This window comes from Sedimenticola hydrogenitrophicus (assembly GCF_029017505.1).
GTDB lineage: Bacteria > Pseudomonadota > Gammaproteobacteria > Chromatiales > Chromatiaceae > Sedimenticola > Sedimenticola hydrogenitrophicus_A.
This window is the reverse complement of sequence record NZ_JAQGEI010000006.1, coordinates 61,291-79,142: the sequence shown is the minus strand read 5'-3', so window position 1 is coordinate 79,142 and position 17,852 is coordinate 61,291. Positions and strand designations below refer to the sequence as shown.

Here is a 17,852-nt window from a genome sequence, read left to right as displayed (position 1 = left end):
TAGTCCGCCTCATGATGCTGCGGGATCAGCTCGCTACTGTCATTGGCATCGGTCGGGGTCAGCCGATAATCCGCCTGACGGATTGAAAACAACCATTGCAAAGCGCAACGGTTTCTGTCGCTACAGCGATCCCTTTTTCAGAAACAGTCCGACCTGTTCCTTGGGCATTGGCCGGCTAAACAGGAAGCCCTGGGCATTGGGGCAGCCGAGCCGCTTAAGCTGTTGATACTGGACCTCCGTCTCGACACCTTCCGCAATGATATCCAGCCCCAGCTCCTTGGCCATGGCGATAATCGCGGTGACGATGGAGTTGCGGCTGCTGGTGGCGCGTATGCCGCTGACAAACGAGCGATCAATCTTGAGCGTGCTCAGGGGCAGCGACTGCAGGTAGCCGAGGGAGGAGTAGCCGATGCCGAAGTCATCGACAGCGATACAGATACCCGCGGCATGCAGTTGGCGAAGCTTATGGACCACCTGATCCATATCCTGGATCAGTACGTTCTCGGTGATCTCCAGCTCGAGCGCGGAGCCGGGGACGCCATGCCTGGTCAGTACCTTGAATACCTGCTGTTCGAAATCGGCTTGCGCCAGCTGTTTCGAGGAGACATTGACCGCCAGTTTGATCTGGTCGTGACCGGCCTTGCGCCACTTGCTCAGTTCCGCGCAGCCGGCATCCAGCACCCACGATCCGATCTCATTGATCAGGCCGCTCTCTTCGGCCACGGGGATAAACTCGGTGGGGCTGATGTTGCCCACTTCCGGATGCTTCCAGCGCAGCAGTGCCTCCATTCCGGAGACCTTGCCGGACTGCAGGTTGATCTGCGGCTGAAAATAGACCTGCAACTGCCCTTCATCGATGGCGCGCCGGAGGCCCGTGTCCAGCGAAAGGTGCTGGTCAGCCGAACCTTTCATCTCGTTGGAGAAGAACTCGTAACCATCCTTGCCGCGCCGTTTGACATGGTACATGGCGATATCGGCATGCTTGATCAGCGCATCCATGGTCTCCCCGTTATCCGGGAACAGTGCAATGCCGATACTGAAACTGACGAAGACCTCGACCCCATCGATAAAGATAGGCGCCTTCAGGTTGGCCAGCACCTTCTCCACCAGGCGAATGGCGTCGACCCTGCCGGTGACTTCCGGAACCAGCAGATTGAACTCGTCGCCGCCCACCCGGGCCAGGGTGTCGCTGTCGCGCAGGCAGTTGCGTAACCGGTTGGCCACCGTCTGCAGCAGTTGATCCCCGGCGACATGGCCCAGGGAGTCGTTGATCACCTTGAACCGGTCCATGTCCAGGTACATCAGCGCCAGTTGATTGCCGTTTCGCTTGGCCTGGGAGATGGCCAGACCGAGGCGGTCGCGCAACAGGGCGCGGTTGGGCAGTTGGGTCAGCAGGTCATGGTAGAGCTGGAAGTTGATGATCTCTTCGGCCCGCTTGCGCTCGCTGATATCCCGCGCCACGCCGTAGGTGCCGACATAACATCTCTGCTCGCCGCCGCCGGTGTCGCGGTAGATGCCCATCGAGTTCAGTTCGACCGAGACGGCGCGGCTCTCGAAATAGCGGCTGGGCTGGCTGTTGTCCTTGCAGCGCAGCCTGAACTCTACGTTACGACTGGCGCGATCCCCGGTGCGGCGTTCGGCAAAGGCGTATTTCGCCTTCTCCACGTCATCCTCATGCACCACCTCGGAGTAGTGATGCCCGATCAGATCGTCCTGCTTGTAATCGAGGAGTTGACTGATGCGATCATTGACGAAGCAGAAATAACCCGCCTCGTCGAGCATGTAGATGATGTCCGGGGAGTTGTCGACGATGAAACGATAACGGTATTCGGAGGCTTCGAGCTTCTGGTGTACCTGTTTGAACTCCCGTTCCAGGCTGCGTTTTTTCAGTACGTTCTCAATAATGCCGAGGAGTTCCACCGGGTTGTAGGGTTTGCGTAAAAAATCGCTGACGCCGTTTCTCAGCGCCTCGGTGGCATTGGCAAAGGTGGCTTCGCCACTGACGATGACCACATCGATCTCGGGGAAGTCCGTTTTCAGCAGCTCAAGAAACTCCAGGCCGGAGATCTCCGGCATGTTCAGGTCGAGAAGAATCAGCTCAATCGGATTGCCATCCAGGATCTCCAGCGCGACCTGTCCGTTTGCCGCGATAATACTCGCATGTCCGTATGCCTTAAGGAGATCGCGCACACTCTCACGCATGCGTACTTCATCATCCACTACCAGGATTCTGGCCGGCGCGGTTTTGGCGGCTCTGGTGGCCCTATCCTTGTTTGTGGGAAGTTGGGGTAAAAACTCGCTTCCCAGCCAGGACTCCGTGGACTTCATCATTGTGCCTTCCCCTTATTATTCGTCACCTAAGCGACGAGGCAGGTGGATGAGAAATTCACTTCCACCTCCCGAGCGACCCCTGCAGCTAATACTCCCTTTCAGCTCATTAATGAGGTTGTTTACAATGGTTAATCCTAAACCTGAGTGGTGGTTGCCTTTCGTGCTGTCGACCGGGCTGAACAGCCTCCCCATGATCTCCGGGGGGATCCCGGGACCGTTGTCGGCGATACTCAATTCGACGTATTCACGCCCCCCGATGTTGATGCGGTCGCGTGTCTGAATCCACAGATCCCCGCCATCGGGCATCGCCTCGACGGCATTCTTGACCAGGTTGGTGATCACCTGCTTGAGACTTGCCCGGCTGATCTGGATGGCCGGTAGCATTTTCTCCAGGTCCAGATGCTCGGTGATGCCGTGGGTCTTGAAATAAGAGGCCTGGAAGATCTCCATCAGATCGCGGATTATCTCGTTGATATCCACCGAGAACGAGGCGATGTGTTGTGGATCACCGATGTCGCGCAGACGCAAGGTGATGTCGCCGACCCGTTGGATCTCCTCTTTGATGATCTTCAGGTGGTCGGAAATCGAGGCGTCTTCACTGAACTTGACCGAGAGCACGTGCAGATAGTTGTTGATGATGCCCAGCGGATTGTTGATTTCATGGACAATGCTTCTTGCCTCACGCTGATGCCACTGGCGGGTATTCTCAAGCAACTCCTCGGTTCTTCTCGCCAGGCCGCGGTGTGTCTGGATACCCTGGGCGGCGGTGGCCGCGAACATTGGCAGGAAGTTCAGGTTGTGCGCCTGCCGGTCCTGTTCCGCGGCGCGCAGGCCGACCGCGATCACCCCGATGCGGCTGGAGCCGGTGATCAGCGGAACGCAGAGCATGCAGTCGCTCTCCAGTGTCCGGGCGAGTTGTTGGTCGACCAGGGAGGCCGGGGCCGACTCCAACGGCCCCTGGACCGTTCCCTCGATCAGTGCCTGGGCGACAAGACTGCGGCCCGCCACAACCGGTATATTGAATTCGGCTATCCGTGTGTTACTCACGGCACGGCCGACGATACCCCGCAGGTGGCCGTTATCGGCTTCGGCAAGAAACAGGATGCTGTGATCCATGCCGAACAGGATATCCAGTTCCGCGAGTACCGAGTCCAGGAACTCCCGCAGCTCCGTTTCACTGCCCGGATCCAGATTGACGCCGCCCAGCAAGGCAAACTCGCGTACCCGGCGGGCCAGCTCAAGGCGGACCTCCTCGGTCTCGACCTGGACGGCAATAGCGCCGGCGGCATCCTTTTCAAGCCGGATGCCGAGGCCATCGGCAGCCTTCTGCACCTGCTGTTCGATATCCTTTTTCAGATTAGTGACAACCGAGGGGGTCAGGCCAAACAGCAGATCGGCCTCCGAATAGATGCTATCGAGATCAATGCCCGGATCACTCAGCTTGTGAATGAAGTTGGTCAGGCGCACCAGTCGTGGCGCCTCAAGCAGCCGCTCGGCCGGTTCATTCTGATAGAGCAGGGCGTCACTGAGGAATGACTCCAGCTCCCATTCACCCACCACCAGCGCACTCACCTCGTGGTAGGCGGCGCCGAACAGCTCACGTTCAAGGTCGGTTAGGGCGAGGTCGTCCGGGGTCTTGAGCAGCAGATCGCCATAGCGGTCCGGCTGGTTGTTGAGGAATACCAGCTGGCCGAGTTTGTGCAGCAGGCCGGCCAGGTAGGCCTCGTCCGGAAACTCGTAGCTGGTCAGCGTGGCCAGGGCCCTGGCCGCATGGGCGCACCAGAGCGACTTGTACCAGATGATGCCGAGCCCTTGTCCGGTCTGGACGTTGAACTGGGAGAAGAACTGATGTACCGCGGCATTGATGGCGATGGTTTTGATGTTGTTAAGCCCCAGCACCACCAACAGATGGTTGAAGTCCCGGTCTTCATTCCACTGGGCATAGGCGGGGGAGTTGCAGACGGCGGTGATCTTGGCGGTCAGCCCGATATCCTGTTGGATTATCTCCGCCAGATCATGGAAACTGACGTCGACTTGATGGCAGGCTTCGATTAATCTGAGCAACACCTGCGGGACAGAGGGGAGTCTGCCCAGGCTGAGATTTTCGATAATGACCGGTGAGGCGTCCTTCATGACGTAACATCCTGCACCAAATATCAACTATAAGTCAATGAGATAAAAAGGAATTCTGTACAATATTTGGACAAATGGAAACGACCAACGCAACCATTCACAACACCCTTGGCGACTCGGCAGGGGAAAAAAGTCAAAACTGTGAACCAGTTAACAGCATGATTGTGATTGCCAGCGGTAAAGGCGGCGTCGGTAAAAGCACCCTCTCCGCCAATCTCGGCATCGCGCTGGGACAGATGAAACGGCGGGTCTGTCTGTTCGATGCGGACACCAATCTGGCCAATATCAATATTCTCTTTGGAATAAATCCACTACAGACACTACGTGAATACATCCGTGGGCAAAAACGCCTCGATGAAATCCTCCTGCCGGTTTCCGAGTACCTGCAGATTGTCCCCGCGGCCAGCGGCATCGCCGAATTCCTGGAGCTTGATGCGCAACAGCAGGAGCGCCTGCTGAGCGGCCTGCGGGATATCGAACGGCATAATGATCTCCTGCTGGTGGATTCGGCGGCCGGTGTCGGCAGCAGCCAGCTCGGCTTCTTCCTGGCGGCCGCCTGTCCGGTCCTGGTCATCACCCCGGAGCCCACCTCGCTGACGGATGCGTTTTCGTTCCTGAAGATGGCCAAGCGGTTTGGCTTCGGCGGGATTGTCTATGTCGTGGTCAATATGGCCTCCGACCTGCACGCGGCCAGGAGCGCCTTCAAGCGCTTCAAACAGGCCACCGAGAAGTATCTGCAGCTACCGGTGGGTTACCTGGGTTATGTGCTGCAGGATCAGCAGGTGCCGGCATCGGTAAGAAACCAGCAGCCGGTCATGCTCAGCAAACCGGAGTGCCTGGCCAGCCGCTGTATCCGGGTGATTGCGGAGCGCCTGCTCCGGTTGCTGCAGAATCAGCGGCGGGGTTCGGAGTCGTTCAGTGACTATCTGCGGGAGATGAACCAGCCCTTCGGCATCGAACTGCGGCAGACCGCTCAGGGCGCCGGGGATGCCGACACGGCGGCGCAGGATGCCGATTGGGAACAGCAGACGCTGGCCCGCCTGCAGACCCTGGACAAGGGGGCGGCCGGTGCATTCATTCGGCGCGCGGCCAGCGAGTGGGCGGTCAGGCACCAGGCCGGCGAGGCGGAGCTGTTTGCCGATACCGAACCAGCCGAATGGCCGCTGGCGGCGCCCGCTCCGGTGGCCGTGATGCCGGTGCCCGAAGAAGCGGATGGCGCCAGGCCGCCACGGCGTACTTTTCAGGGTGCGCTGGCGCAGAGCCCCTATTGTGCCGCGGCGCAGTTCGCCGAACTGCTGGCCCGGACCGAGAAACGGTGAGCGTGCTAGCGCAGCAGTAGCACCGGCACGGAGGCGTTGCGGATCACGTTGGTAGTGGTGCTGCCCACCAAGAAGCGGCGGATCACCGAGTGGCCGTAGGCCCCCATGATCAGCAGGTCGATCCCGTGCTCCGCCCGGTAGTCGCACAGCACCCGTTCCACCTCGCCGTCAACCAGGCTGGCGGTGGTCTCGAACCCGGCACGCTCCAGGGTCGCTTGCGCCCAATCGAGTTGCGCGCGGTTTTCATCACTGGCCGTGCCGACCATCACCAGGTGACAGGGGAGGTTCCGCAGTAGCAGGCTGGTGGCGATCATCTCCACTCCCTTGCGCGTGGTGGCGCTGCCGTCGAAGGCGAGCATCACCCGTTGCGGCTCCTTGAAGGCGGCGGTGGTGATGAGGATCGGGCGGTGCAGGGTGCGCACCACATTCTCCAGGCGGCTGCCGATGTGCCGGCTCAGGTGATCCTCATGCTTGCCCAGCACCAGCAGGCGAATGTCCGTCTCCAGCTCGGTGAGGGTCTCAACCAGGTCGCCGTGGCGCTGCCAGCGGGTGGGGTTGTCGATGCCCTGTTCGATGGCGCGCTGTCTGGCCGCCTCCAGCATCAGTTTTCCCTGTTCCAGGGCGAGCTTGCCGCGCCGCTCGTCCAGGGCGGCCAGCTCATCCAGCAGGGCCTCCCGGCTACCCAGGCCGATGTTGCCGCTGAGGTTGCTCTCGGTCGGGTACTCCGATTTATCCAGTACGTGTAGAAATTCCAGCGGGGCGTCCAGCCGCAGGCTGGCCCAGACGGCGTAGTCACAGACGGCGGGGGATACCTCGGTACCGTCGATACAGGCGATCACTTGAGTCATTTTTTATTCTCCTCCGTCAGTGGCCCATCAATTTCGCCACGGCATCCGGATCATCATGCACAGCAAAACGATCGACAATCGTGGCGCTGGCTTCGTTGAGGCCAATCAGTTCGACCTCTGTGCCCTCGCGGCGGAACTTGAGGACCACCTTGTCCAGCGCCGCCACCGCCGTGATATCCCAAAAGTGCGCCTGATACAGGTCGATCACCACCTTGTCCACCACCTCCTTGAAGTCGAAGAACTCGACGAACTTCTCGGCGGTGGCGAAGAACACCTGGCCCACCACCCGGTAGGTGCGTAGCGTACCATCTTCGTTGATCTCTGAATGCACGTGCTTGAAGCGGGCCACCTTGTTGGCGAAGAACATCGCCGCCAGCAAGACGCCGACGAACACGCCATAGGCCAGATTGTGGGTGGCTACCACCACCACCACGGTGCTGGTCATGACGATATTGGTGCTCGGGGGGTGTTTTTTCAGGTTGCGCAGCGATTCCCAGCTGAAGGTGCCGAATGCGACCATGATCATCACCGCCACCAGCGCGGCCATGGGAATGCGCGCCACCCAGTCGCCCAGGAACACCACCATCAACAGCAGCACCACGCCCGCCGCCAAGGTGGAGAGGCGGGTGCGGCCGCCGGACTTTATGTTGATCACCGACTGGCCGATCATGGCGCATCCCGCCATGCCGCCGAGCAGGCCGGAGGCGATATTGGCCACGCCCTGACCCTTGCACTCGCGGTTCTTGTCGCTGCCGGTATCGGTCAGGTCGTCGATGATGGTGGCCGTCATCAGCGACTCCAGCAGACCCACCACCGCCAGGGAAACCGAATAGGGGAGGATGATCATGAGGGTGTCGAGGGTGAGCGGTACCTCCGGCCAGAGAAACACCGGCAGGGTGTCGGGCAGTTCACCCATGTCGCCCACGCTGCGGATATCCAGGTCCAGACCGATGGCGATGGCGGTCAATACCACGATGGTGACCAGCGGCGAGGGGATGGCCCGGGTCAGATAGGGAAACAGGTAGATGATACCCAGACCGCCGGCGGTCATGGCATAGACATGCCAGGTGACACCGGTCAGTTCCGGCAGCTGGGCCATGAAGATCAGGATCGCCAGGGCGTTGACGAAACCGGTTACCACCGAGCGCGAGACAAAGCGCATCAGCGAACCCAGCCGCAGATAGCCGGCGACGATCTGCAGCAGGCCGGTCAGCAGGGTGGCCGCCAGCAGGTACTCCAGGCCGTGCTCCCTGACCAGGGTTACCATGAGCAGCGCCATGGCGCCGGTGGCGGCGGAGATCATGCCGGGCCGTCCGCCGACGAAGGCGATCACCACGGCGATGCAGAAGGAGGCGTACAGCCCCACCTTGGGATCGACCCCGGCAATGATGGAGAAGGCGATCGCCTCCGGGATCAGCGCCAGGGCCACCACGATACCGGCCAGCAGATCACCACGGATATTGCCAAGCCAGCTGTTTTTGAACGATACCACCATAAAACACTTCCACTACAACGAATGACGGAATCCCGAGCAGCGCCCTGGCCATGCCGTCGGCAGCGCCGCTCAGGCCGCGCAGTAGGGCACAGGCAACGGCCGCGACGACCCGGGTCGTCGGATGGGGCTGGCTTATCGGCGGGTGTTAAATCAACGGGGTAGGGAGTTGGGCGACGATTCCATGCGGCAATGGCTGGTGTCGGCGGCGTGATCCCGTGTTCGCGAACTGATTTTCGATCCTGCAGACTGCTCTGGGTAACTGAAGGGGCGGGATCCTACCACAGATCGGCGCGGATTTCAGTCTCCACTGGCAGGCTTCATTGACCGAACACGCTGTCCACCAGATAGCCGGTGTAGGCGACATAGCAGGCCAGCAGCGCCGCCCCCTCGAAGCGGTTGATACGTCCTGGTCCGCGGAAACCATAACCGACGACGAACAGGGAGAGGGTCAGTGCGGCCATGACCAGCATGTCACGGGAGAATGCCTCGGGTCCCACCGCCATCGGATGGATGGTCCCGGCGATACCCACCACCGCCAGGGTGTTGAACAGGTTGGAGCCGAGTACGTTGCCGAAGGCGATGTCGTGTTCGCCCTTGCGTATGGCGATGATCGACGAGGCCAGCTCCGGCAGCGAGGTGCCGACGGCAACGACGGTCAGGCCGATGATCAGATCGCTGACGCCGAAGCCCTGGGCAATCTCCACCGCCCCCCAGACCAGGATGCGCGAGCTGATGATCAGTAATACCAGGCCGACGGCAAGCCAGAAGATCGCCCGGCGCAGCGGCATGGCGTGGATCACCAGCTCCTGCTCCGTCTCGCTGCCCAGGCTGTCACCCTTTTTCCGCATGCCCTGCCAGATGCTCCAGCTCATCAGTACGCCAAACACCAGCAGCAACATCACCGCATCGAGATAGCTGATCACCCCGTCGCGGATCTGCCAGGCCGCCAGGACTGTGACCGCGGTGAGGATCGGCAACTCCTGGCGCAGAATCCGCGAGTGCACGGCGATGGGACTGAGCAATGCCGTCAGCCCGAGGATCAGGGCGATATTGGTGATGTTGGAGCCGTAAGCGTTGCCGAGGGCGATGCCCGGATTGCCCTGGGAGGCGGAGATGGCGGAGACCACCATCTCCGGTGCCGAGGTGCCGAAGCCGACAATCACCATGCCGATCAGCAGCGGCGGCATGCCGAAATGGCGCGCGGCGGCGGCCGAGCCGTCGACAAACCGGTCGGCGCTCCAGACCAGCAGCGCCAGTCCGAAGGCGACGGCGAGAAATGCGGTAATCATAAAACTCCGGTGAACAATCGATGGTATAACGGTGCCGAAGCGAGCTGTGCTTCCAGGGTATGTTATGAGGTTGTCCGACAACCTTTGGCGTATCGCAGCGAACACCGGCCGCTGGGCGGCCGCGCCGGAAGAGCCACGCGAGTTGGCGGATTATAGATGAGAAGCGTGCGATGGGACGCATGCCGGGGGGCGAAATGTCGGCCTGGGATGGGCATGTCCCGCAGTATGGCGGGGTTTGTCGAACACGGAGCAGGGGTTGATGTTGAGCTCCCTGACTGGTCGTTCTGTTTCACCAGCACGGTCTCATTACCCGGCAACAGCTCGTAATGTTTCAAATTGACGATTGACCTGTTTGCGGACTATATTTGGTCATGTTAAGGAGAGTGGTTATGAAACTATCGAGTCAAATCAAACCGATCAGTTACCTGAAGGCTCATGCCGCAGAAATCGTGCGTAACCTGTCGGGGCAAGGTGAGCCCTTGGTTATCACCCAGAATGGCGAAGCCAAGGTCGTGATACAGGGCATCGAAAGCTATGAGCAAACTCAGGAGACCATGGCGCTTCTGAAGATTCTTGCACTCGGCACGCGTCAGATTGAGGAAGGCAAGGTCCAGCCTGCTGGGGATGTTGTTGCGCGACTTCGAGACCGGAGCAAGAGTCGCTGATGACGTTCCAGGTGTTTCTGACCGACGATGCGGCACGGGATCTGGAAGAGTTGTACGACTACATCGAATCCCACGACGCGCCGGAAAAAGCGGATTACGTTCTTGGCCAGATAGAAACGGCCTTTTCGAGCCTCTCTGAAAACCCCCAACGCGGAGTCTATCCGAAGGAACTACTGGCCGTCGGGCTTCGCGAGCACCGTGAGATTTTTTTCAAACCCTACCGCATCATCTACCGCGTCATGTCCGAAAATGTTTACATTATGGTGATTGCTGATGGCCGTCGCGATATGCAGACATTGTTGCAGAGGCGTCTATTACAGCCCTGAATCCGCACCCACATCAAGCAGAGTACCCTTTAGTAACTCAAGTTTCGGAGTTCATTTCACAAAGCCCGAATCGGTAAATTTGTAGGGTGGATAAGCATCAGCGCATCCACCATGATCAGATGACGGTGGATGCGCAAGCTTATCCACCCTACAAGTACCTCGAATTCCGAAGCTTGAGTTTGAGCACAGTCATTTTACCATGTGTGAGAAATACTTATTTTTGCAATCAATAGGTTAAGAGACATTTATTGCTGAACTTGAACTCCGAAACCTGAGTTAGTAAATTAACAGCATCAGTCTGTTTGATTTCATATCCCATGGCCCGGTAGCCGCGTTGCCGTTTGTCCCACATACGGGCGAGTTGGGGTTGATCCGTCTCGGCATAATCGTAGATGCGCACATCCTGCTTGTCGGCATGCTCCCGGTGCAGGCGTCCGGCATATTGCTGCAACGTCCCTCTCCAGGATATCGGCATGGCCAGCACCAGCGTATCGAGCGGCGGGTGGTCGAAGCCTTCGCCAATCAGGCGGCCGGTAGCTAGGAGAACTCGCGGGGCGGATTCATCCAGCGCATCCAGTTCGGCAAAGACGGCCGTCCGCTGTTTCTTCGGCAAGCGGCCATGCAGGACAAAGCAGTGCTCGACCGCATCGCCCAGTGCTTCCCGCAACAGCGGCAGATGGTCGGTCCGCTCGGTGAGTACCAGCACCTTGCGGCCCTCCTGATAAGCGGCCAGCACATCCCCGGCAATGCACCGGTTGCGAGTGGCGTTGTTGGCGAGAATACGGAAGACGTCCTGAATCGGTGAATCCGGCGGAATTGCCGGAGCAGGCAGATATTTTGGCCACACCTCCAGCTGAGACGGAGCGGTCTCGGGTCTGGCGGCGCTGTGGCGGATCGGCCCGCACTGCATGAAAATGATCGGCTGATGGCCGTCGCGGCGTACCGGCGTGGCAGTCAGGCCGACCACATATCTGGCCTTTGCCTGCTTGAGGATCGCCTCGAAGGAAAAGGCCGAGAGATGGTGGCACTCATCGACGATGATCTGCCCGTATCCGTCGAGCAGCTCGCCCAGATCCTCCCGGCGTGACAGCGACTGCATGACGGCGATATCGATCTTGCCGGACGGTTTCTTCCTGCCGCCGCCGATGACACCCAGCCCACCTTTCGGCATCTCCAGGAAACTGGTCAACCGCTCCTGCCACTGGCGCTGCAGCTCGGTGCGGTGCACCAGCACCAGCGTGCTCACCTTGCGCCGGGCGATCAGGGCGGCGGCGGTGACGGTCTTGCCGAAAGCGGTTGGAGCGCAAAGAACGCCGACTTCATGCTTGAACATCTCCCGTACCGCTGCCTTCTGGTCCTTGCGTAAGGTACCGGTGAACTTGGCAGTCACTTTCCGCCCCCGCAGGTGCTCATCCTGTAGTTCTGGGCGGATGCCATTGCCCTGCAACAGCTCCAGCACGGCATCAAGACAGCCTCGGGGAACGCCGATATGCTGGGGGAAGTTCTCGGCACAGCCGATGATGCGCGGCTTGTTCCACACCGGCAGGCGCATGGCCTGGGCCTTGTAGAATTCCGGGTTCTGGAAGGCCGCCAGCCGGATCAGGCGATTGGCCAAAGACTGGGGTAGGTCAGCTTTGGCGATGAAAATCTGATTGGCCAGCACCAGAGTCAGGGATTCTGGCAAGGGGCCGGCTATCCGGGTAGGAGCAGGCGTCGGGCGCTGCCAAGGCTTGTTGTCCTCTTCTTCCACAATGAATACCACATCCAGGGGATGTCGACCGCCGCTGGCCCGCAGGATGGCGTCTTCCAGCTCTCTTTTTGAGAACGGCTGGATCGACGCGAGAAAAGCCCATTGATCGGGATAAGGATCCAGGTGTTCATCGACGAACACGCTGCGCCCCAGGTCACGGGGCTGCTTCTGCAAGGGCAGCGCGATTAGGTTGCCGAACCCTCCCTTGGGCAGGGTGTCCTGGTTGGGGAACAGACGGTCATAGCTGCCCAGGGACAATTGCCGGGTGCGGTCGCAGGTGTGGCTGATCAGCGCGGCCCCGAGCTGCCGGGCCTCACGGGCCGATACCGGCTCGGCAAAGAAGATCCAGACGTGCGCGCCATTGCCGGAACGGGAAATTTCCAGTGCCGCCGGTATCGCCAGTTCCTGGCAGGACTCCATGAAGGCCTTGGCATCCTCGCGCCAGTCGGCTTTATCGAAATCCGCCGCCAGGAAATAGCAGCTGTCATCGGTCAGCAGCGGATAGACGCCGATGGTCTGTTTCCCGGCCAGATGGCCGTAAATCACCTGATCGGTCACCGGCAGCAGCAGGCGCTGGTTGCAATCGCCGCATTTGGTCGTCGGCTTGTGGCAGATGCCGGGCTTCCACTCGTTGCCGCATGCCGGTGAATAGCCTGAGGTTCCCTTGTTCGATTCCCAGCGCTGGGGGTAAACATCGTTACGGCCCCGGAACAGACGGCGGAACAGGGCAATCTTGTCGTCTGTAGTGAAGTGGGTTGGGACTGAAGCGGGTTCCAGTGGCGCGGGAACGGGTTCAGGGGTGATTGGTTCTTCCCAAGGGATGCCGTGCCGGATCAGCAGCGCCTTGAGGCGGGCGTTCTCCTCGCGTAGCCGCCGCAATTCATCTTGTGCATTCAGCCCTTTGTCACTCGTCGGCAAATCCATACTCCGCCATCAGATCGTCCATATCGTCGCCAACGCCCCAGCCCCAATTGTGCCCTGCGTTCCGGACGCGCTCAAGTCGTTCAACAAAGGCGTCTTGCTGGCCAGGCTCAATCGCCACAATCGCCTTCAGCGCCTGCTCGAACATGCGAACCAGGGCGTTGAAATAGCCCTCGTCATCCATGCCGCAGTAACTAAGCAGATTCATGCAGGATTCGCAATAGAACACCGTCAGCTCCGCCAGTCCCTCCGGACGCCCGATGGCCTTCTTGTAATCGGAAATCGCCTTCTTGGCCTTGGCGATGGAGATATCCTGGTTGCGCATCACATCCGGGCAAACCCAGCGGTCGATGGCCGCCTTGTACGGTTCGAGCACGTCCTCGCCCAAGGCGAAGCGGGCATGGAGGAAGGCCTGATTATTCTTGCCAGCGGCGTAGAGATCCTGAATCAGGCCGAGCAGCGCCGGACGGTCGAGGTCGGCAAGCTGGCGCTTGAGGTCGCTCCAGGTCGGTTTTTTCTTGTTCGATTGTAACTACTCACCCCCGTCATGCCCGTGCAGGCGGGCATCCAGTGCGGTTTTGCGGAGCTCCGCCCGCAAAACTACAACCCGTAGGATGCGGTGAGTAAAACGAACCGCATCGGTCCGGCGACGAGCAAATGATGCGGTTCGCAAGCTCACCAGCATCCTACCCCGAAAACAGGTCATGGGGCTCCCCGTGGGCGCCGTCGGCAGGCATGCGGGATGACGGGGGGTGAGTAGTTACGTTCGATTTTTTCATAGAGCCCGCTATTTGCTCTTGAGGGCCCGAAAGGCCGAGTCGTCGGCCAGATGCAGATAGATGCGGCCTTTCAGCTCGCCATTTTCGATCACGGCCCAACCCCGGCCACAGGCAGGATCGTTTTCCTCCTCGCCCGACCAGGAGAATTCAAAACGTGGTGTATCGCCGCATTGTTCCACCCGCCCATCGATATCCCCGGATACCAACCCGAACTGGAACTGTCCGGTTCCATCCGAGCCGATGCGGATGTATCCCGGTACATCCATGTTCACATAATCCTGGTCCCACGCCTCCATCTCGGCGATGCGCCACTTTCCGGCAAACGCTTTCATCTGCTTCATATGCTGTCTTTCAAAACCTCGCTTTGTGTCGCATTCCCGACCTACCCCTCAAGTCAGCCCCCAAGATATCACGGCTTTTGTCACAGCTCATTGTCGCAAGCCGTGTCGTGAAATTGTCGCAAGTTGTCCATCGACATGCTGCGCCTGCCACTGGCGGCCCTTGTCGGTTAGGCGGTATTTCTGCAAACGGCTGTTAGGCTTGTCGGGAATGGTCATTTCAATCAGGTCATCCACCAGGGCTGGCTTGAGGTAGCGCTCGCGGAACGACTTGCGGTCCTTCAGGCCGAGGGCGGTTTGCAGCGCCTCGCGGCTCATTTCTCCCTGGATTACCAACAGCAAATCACCGACTTGGGGGGTGACTAGGGGTGCAACTTGGGGGGCGGCGGTGGTCACGGCGTCCAGAATCATCCGCAGCATGAAGGCGATAAAGGGGGCGGAGTCGGTCTGGCGGGTACTCTCCTGCAGGGACTGGTAGTACTCGGCCTGATGCTCGAAGATCAGGCTTTCCACCGGGATGTCGGCGAATAGGGGATTCCAGCGGGCGAGAATCAGGCTCTGCCACAGCCTCCCAATGCGGCCGTTGCCATCGGCGAAGGGGTGGATAAATTCAAACTCGTAGTGAAAGACCGAACTGGCGATGAGCGGGTGGGCTTCGGTGGTGGCCAGCCAGCCGAACAGGTCCCCCATCAGCTGCGGCACCCGGTCCGCGGGCGGTGCCATGTGGATCACCTGCGGACCCGCCATCACACCCACGCCGCCGCGCCGGTAGACACCCGCCTCGTCGATCAGGCTGGACATCAGAATCCGGTGCGCCTCCAGCAGGTCCTTTTCCGCCTCGGGCTTCCAGCTGTCGAACCGGTCGTAGGCGGCCAGAGCGTTTATCACCTCCTGCACCTCGCGGGGCGGGGCGATCACCTGCTTGCCGTCGAGAATAGCAGTGATTTGTACCTCACTCAGGGTATTACCCTCAATGGCCAGCGAGCCGTGGATGGTGCGAATACGATTTATGCGCCGCAGCCGCAGCGCCTTGGCCTGGTCGGTGAGCACGGTTAGACGCCCGGTAGTCTCGCTGATCGTGGCGACTCGGTTCAGGATCTCAGGGGTAATGGTGTAGGGCGGCTGGTATCTCATATTGCCTCCCTGACTGGTTGAAATGGCACGATCCGTGTCGTGAAATTGTCGCAATTATGACCGCTACTCGAGTAATGCAAGCTAGTCCGAGCCCGTTCGATGCGGTTGATCGCCTGGGTCATGCGATTGGTCCTAGTGAATTTTAGGGTAAAGGTCATGGCGCGGTTCCAAGAAGCAGGATGGCGTATCCCATCAAACACCAGTCAAACAACGAAAGTTCAACAAGCGCTTGATAGTTGAGTTGTTTTCTGTGTTTGCGGCAATATTGACCCCACTCAGTCAAGCATATTCACAGTCGCCATCATACCCACCACGGCAGATATTTTCTGGCCTTGCTGCCAACGGTTTCACCATGACAGCGGATCAGACCAGCCTCGGCTGTGTCTCTGATGATTCCAGAGGCCTTGGAACTGTTTTTTCTTCTATTTCACGCCATTTCCTATGGAAGCATGGCAGGCCTCGAATAAAGAAATTCTGCTTTGCGATATCGTGTTCGACTTGAAAAATGTACATATGATGGTTCATATTATATATATAGGCATAAAAAATATAATACAGACCCACGTATTTCAATTTCCGTCCCTGAAGATATCTATATAGCGCCGAAGGATAAAAATCCGATTCCGTTGGAACCCGGTCACCTCCTGCAACACACCCATATCCACCAGGGTCGCGATCAGGCTGTTGGCCGGCACATATTTGATCCCCAGCACTTCCATAGCTTTGTTGACGGTGATGGTCGGTGTCCCATAGAGATGGAGGATGAGCTGCTGGGCATTTACCGCACGGCGGCCCATCTTGACGACTTCGGCGTCGAGTTCCTGCCGGAGCGCCAGGATACGCTGGAAGGTTGTCTTGCCGCTCTCGGCGGTCTCAACCACCGCCTGCAGAAAGAAACGCACCCAGTGGCCGATGTCGTTGGATTCGCGCACACGGGTCAGTGCGTCATAGTAGGCACCGCGATGCTTTTCCAGATGCGCGGAAAGATAGAGGGATGACTTGTTGAGCAGGCCGTGGCTGACCAGATAGAGCGTGATCAGCAGGCGGCCGATACGGCCGTTGCCATCCGGAAACGGGTGGATGGTCTCAAACTGATAGTGGCTCAGGGCACAACGCACCAGCTGCGGGACGGCAACATTGTCATTATGCCAGAAGGCCTCCAGGTCGGTCAGCAGCTCGGCCATGTCCGCATGGTGCGGGGGGATGAATGCGGCATCGGCAAGGCTCGCGCCACCGATCCAGTTCTGGCTGCGGCGGAACTCCCCCGGGGTCTTACGCTCACCCCGCACACCGCCCATCAGGATTTCATGGGTGTGGCGCAACAGACGCAGGGAGAGCGGCAGGGTTTTCAACTCGCCGATCGCCGTGTTCATGGCGCGGACATAATTCTGCACTTCGCGCCAGTCGTCGCGACGCTCCGGCAGGATCGCCTCCTCTTCCAGCACCGCCTCGTCCATCTCCGTTCGGGTGCCCTCGATCCGGCTGGAGGTGTTCGCCTCCTTGATGATGTGCATGTGGATGAAGAGATCGACATCCGGCACGATCAGTGTGAAGGCATTGAGTTCACCCAGCGATTTCGTCGCCTGCTCCAGCAGCACATTGATGCGCGGATCGTCCCATGACCAGACCTGGTTGATGGAAGCGGGCAGAAAACTCTGGTACTGGTACTGTTGCTTGTAGCTGCCGGAGACAAATTCCTCGAATTTCATCGTGATCCCCTTACATCACCGAGACTTGGCCTTTTCGCGGGCCTTCTGAGCGGCATGCTGTATGGCGATTTCCGCCCTGATGAAATCGGGGTCGCACTTATTGTCCTTCTCGCCGGAACCACCGGTTTTGTTGCTCATGGATGTTCTCCGTCTTCTCTGTTTGCGGGTTTGGATGGCAAAGTAGCTCTGGGCAAAGGCGATAGGCTCCTTGCGCGGGTCCCCGTTTTGGGCACTGAGATAGCAGACGTGGCGGGTGAGCATGAAGTCATCGACAGCCCGCTGTCCTCCCTTGCCGATCTCGATCATTTTCGTGACGCCACGAAAATGATCGTTCGACGCATAACCTGTCGTTTCGCAAGACTCTATAACCCATTTGATGGCTGTCTGGAAGTTCTCCCAGCGGACATAGCCCAGCGGTTCCATCAAATCCCGCGCGAACCAGAATTCAATGCCTTCATCCGGTACGGTGTCGCTCAAGCCATCAAACCGGTCTCCCAAAGTGATCAGTGATGATTTATCCATGAGTGTGTCTACAGTCCATTGTTTATCTTTCGCGGTTCGGATCCATCAGGCCGCCAAGCGCTCGGTGAGCTGTAATATTTCGTTGACCTCCGCCAGGATGAAAACACCGCGAATCCCCTGAGAGTGAAGCACCGTGAACGGCGCGTTGATCAGGTCTTCCTTCTCCTCCTTCTCGCGCTCGGTATTCTGAATCCGTGTTAGGTCGATGGCATTTTCGATCTTGTCGAGGCGCAGCCCAACGGACCGTATCCGTTCGATCCGGGTGATGAAATTGACCTTAAAGCTCATTATCT

At 59.1% G+C, this 17,852-nt stretch carries 16 protein-coding genes; 4 read left to right on the top strand and 12 right to left on the bottom strand.

Annotated elements, in window-relative coordinates:
- Positions 1-120: 120 nt before the first annotated feature.
- A complete protein-coding gene (locus O9K64_RS05175) occupies positions 121-2,331 on the bottom strand; it encodes an EAL domain-containing protein (RefSeq protein WP_275097015.1) in 2,211 nt (736 codons plus the stop codon).
- 15 nt (positions 2,332-2,346) lie between these two features.
- Complete coding sequence (locus O9K64_RS05170) at positions 2,347-4,464, bottom strand: HDOD domain-containing protein (protein ID WP_275097014.1); 2,118 nt, start codon at positions 4,462-4,464, stop codon at positions 2,347-2,349.
- A gap of 158 nt (positions 4,465-4,622) precedes the next feature.
- Here O9K64_RS05170 and O9K64_RS05165 point away from each other — a divergent pair, with 158 nt between their 5' ends.
- On the top strand, positions 4,623-5,783 hold the full coding sequence (locus tag O9K64_RS05165) for a MinD/ParA family protein (protein WP_275097013.1): 1,161 nt from the start codon (positions 4,623-4,625) through the stop codon (positions 5,781-5,783).
- 5 nt (positions 5,784-5,788) lie between these two features.
- Here the strand turns inward: O9K64_RS05165 and O9K64_RS05160 are convergent, their stop codons facing one another.
- From O9K64_RS05160 to O9K64_RS05150, 3 genes are all read right to left on the bottom strand, one after another.
- On the bottom strand, positions 5,789-6,631 hold the full coding sequence (locus tag O9K64_RS05160; protein WP_275097012.1) for a universal stress protein: 843 nt from the start codon (positions 6,629-6,631) through the stop codon (positions 5,789-5,791).
- A gap of 16 nt (positions 6,632-6,647) precedes the next feature.
- Entirely contained in the window at positions 6,648-8,126 is a 1,479-nt protein-coding gene (locus O9K64_RS05155; protein WP_275097011.1) for a SulP family inorganic anion transporter, read from the bottom strand.
- A gap of 317 nt (positions 8,127-8,443) precedes the next feature.
- Positions 8,444-9,415, bottom strand: coding sequence for a calcium/sodium antiporter (locus O9K64_RS05150; protein ID WP_275097010.1), 972 nt, complete (start codon positions 9,413-9,415; stop codon positions 8,444-8,446).
- A gap of 389 nt (positions 9,416-9,804) precedes the next feature.
- Between O9K64_RS05150 and O9K64_RS05145 the strand changes: the two genes are divergently transcribed.
- Together O9K64_RS05145 and O9K64_RS05140 are read left to right on the top strand one after the other, a co-directional pair.
- On the top strand, positions 9,805-10,080 hold the full coding sequence (locus O9K64_RS05145; protein ID WP_275097009.1) for a type II toxin-antitoxin system Phd/YefM family antitoxin: 276 nt from the start codon (positions 9,805-9,807) through the stop codon (positions 10,078-10,080).
- A complete protein-coding gene (locus O9K64_RS05140; protein WP_275097008.1) occupies positions 10,080-10,406 on the top strand; it encodes a type II toxin-antitoxin system RelE/ParE family toxin in 327 nt (108 codons plus the stop codon). The genes O9K64_RS05145 and O9K64_RS05140 overlap by 1 nt, the downstream gene beginning before the upstream one ends.
- Positions 10,407-10,632: 226 nt before the next feature.
- Here the strand turns inward: O9K64_RS05140 and O9K64_RS05135 are convergent, their stop codons facing one another.
- Entirely contained in the window at positions 10,633-13,080 is a 2,448-nt protein-coding gene (locus O9K64_RS05135; protein WP_420493153.1) for a TOTE conflict system archaeo-eukaryotic primase domain-containing protein, read from the bottom strand.
- Complete coding sequence (locus O9K64_RS05130) at positions 13,061-13,453, bottom strand: hypothetical protein (RefSeq protein ID WP_335342239.1); 393 nt, start codon at positions 13,451-13,453, stop codon at positions 13,061-13,063. Before O9K64_RS05130 ends, O9K64_RS05135 begins: the two co-directional genes overlap by 20 nt.
- 24 nt (positions 13,454-13,477) lie before the next feature.
- On the opposite strand from O9K64_RS05130, the gene O9K64_RS23635 reads away from it, so the two are divergent.
- A complete protein-coding gene (locus tag O9K64_RS23635) occupies positions 13,478-13,609 on the top strand; it encodes a hypothetical protein (protein ID WP_335342238.1) in 132 nt (43 codons plus the stop codon).
- 255 nt (positions 13,610-13,864) lie between these two features.
- Here O9K64_RS23635 and O9K64_RS05125 read toward each other — a convergent pair whose 3' ends face one another.
- The 5 genes from O9K64_RS05125 to O9K64_RS05105 form a co-directional block, all read right to left on the bottom strand.
- Complete coding sequence (locus tag O9K64_RS05125; protein ID WP_275097006.1) at positions 13,865-14,197, bottom strand: hypothetical protein; 333 nt, start codon at positions 14,195-14,197, stop codon at positions 13,865-13,867.
- Between the two features lie 87 nt (positions 14,198-14,284).
- Complete coding sequence (locus O9K64_RS05120) at positions 14,285-15,328, bottom strand: Fic family protein (protein ID WP_275097005.1); 1,044 nt, start codon at positions 15,326-15,328, stop codon at positions 14,285-14,287.
- Between the two features lie 569 nt (positions 15,329-15,897).
- Positions 15,898-17,037 carry a Fic family protein gene (locus tag O9K64_RS05115; protein ID WP_275097004.1) on the bottom strand — a complete coding sequence of 380 codons (1,140 nt, stop codon included), beginning with the start codon at positions 17,035-17,037 and terminating at the stop codon, positions 15,898-15,900.
- 15 nt (positions 17,038-17,052) lie between these two features.
- A complete protein-coding gene (locus tag O9K64_RS05110; RefSeq protein ID WP_335342237.1) occupies positions 17,053-17,559 on the bottom strand; it encodes a BRO family protein in 507 nt (168 codons plus the stop codon).
- Between the two features lie 45 nt (positions 17,560-17,604).
- On the bottom strand, positions 17,605-17,847 hold the full coding sequence (locus O9K64_RS05105; protein ID WP_275097003.1) for a hypothetical protein: 243 nt from the start codon (positions 17,845-17,847) through the stop codon (positions 17,605-17,607).
- Positions 17,848-17,852 lie beyond the last annotated feature (5 nt).

Bases quoted from the DNA above. Each gene is read 5' to 3' on its own strand.
- O9K64_RS05175 (WP_275097015.1), bottom strand. From the start codon at position 2,331: ATGATGAAGTCCACGGAGTCCTGGCTGGGAAGCGAGTTTTTACCCCAA.
- O9K64_RS05170 (WP_275097014.1), bottom strand. From the start codon at position 4,464: ATGAAGGACGCCTCACCGGTCATTATCGAAAATCTCAGCCTGGGCAGA.
- O9K64_RS05165 (WP_275097013.1), top strand. From the start codon at position 4,623: ATGATTGTGATTGCCAGCGGTAAAGGCGGCGTCGGTAAAAGCACCCTC.
- O9K64_RS05160 (WP_275097012.1), bottom strand. From the start codon at position 6,631: ATGACTCAAGTGATCGCCTGTATCGACGGTACCGAGGTATCCCCCGCC.
- O9K64_RS05155 (WP_275097011.1), bottom strand. From the start codon at position 8,126: ATGGTGGTATCGTTCAAAAACAGCTGGCTTGGCAATATCCGTGGTGAT.
- O9K64_RS05150 (WP_275097010.1), bottom strand. From the start codon at position 9,415: ATGATTACCGCATTTCTCGCCGTCGCCTTCGGACTGGCGCTGCTGGTC.
- O9K64_RS05145 (WP_275097009.1), top strand. From the start codon at position 9,805: ATGAAACTATCGAGTCAAATCAAACCGATCAGTTACCTGAAGGCTCAT.
- O9K64_RS05140 (WP_275097008.1), top strand. From the start codon at position 10,080: ATGACGTTCCAGGTGTTTCTGACCGACGATGCGGCACGGGATCTGGAA.
- O9K64_RS05135 (WP_420493153.1), bottom strand. From the start codon at position 13,080: ATGGATTTGCCGACGAGTGACAAAGGGCTGAATGCACAAGATGAATTG.
- O9K64_RS23635 (WP_335342238.1), top strand. From the start codon at position 13,478: ATGGAGGAAGGCCTGATTATTCTTGCCAGCGGCGTAGAGATCCTGAAT.
- O9K64_RS05125 (WP_275097006.1), bottom strand. From the start codon at position 14,197: ATGAAGCAGATGAAAGCGTTTGCCGGAAAGTGGCGCATCGCCGAGATG.
- O9K64_RS05120 (WP_275097005.1), bottom strand. From the start codon at position 15,328: ATGAGATACCAGCCGCCCTACACCATTACCCCTGAGATCCTGAACCGA.
- O9K64_RS05115 (WP_275097004.1), bottom strand. From the start codon at position 17,037: ATGAAATTCGAGGAATTTGTCTCCGGCAGCTACAAGCAACAGTACCAG.
- O9K64_RS05110 (WP_335342237.1), bottom strand. From the start codon at position 17,559: ATGGATAAATCATCACTGATCACTTTGGGAGACCGGTTTGATGGCTTG.
- O9K64_RS05105 (WP_275097003.1), bottom strand. From the start codon at position 17,847: ATGAGCTTTAAGGTCAATTTCATCACCCGGATCGAACGGATACGGTCC.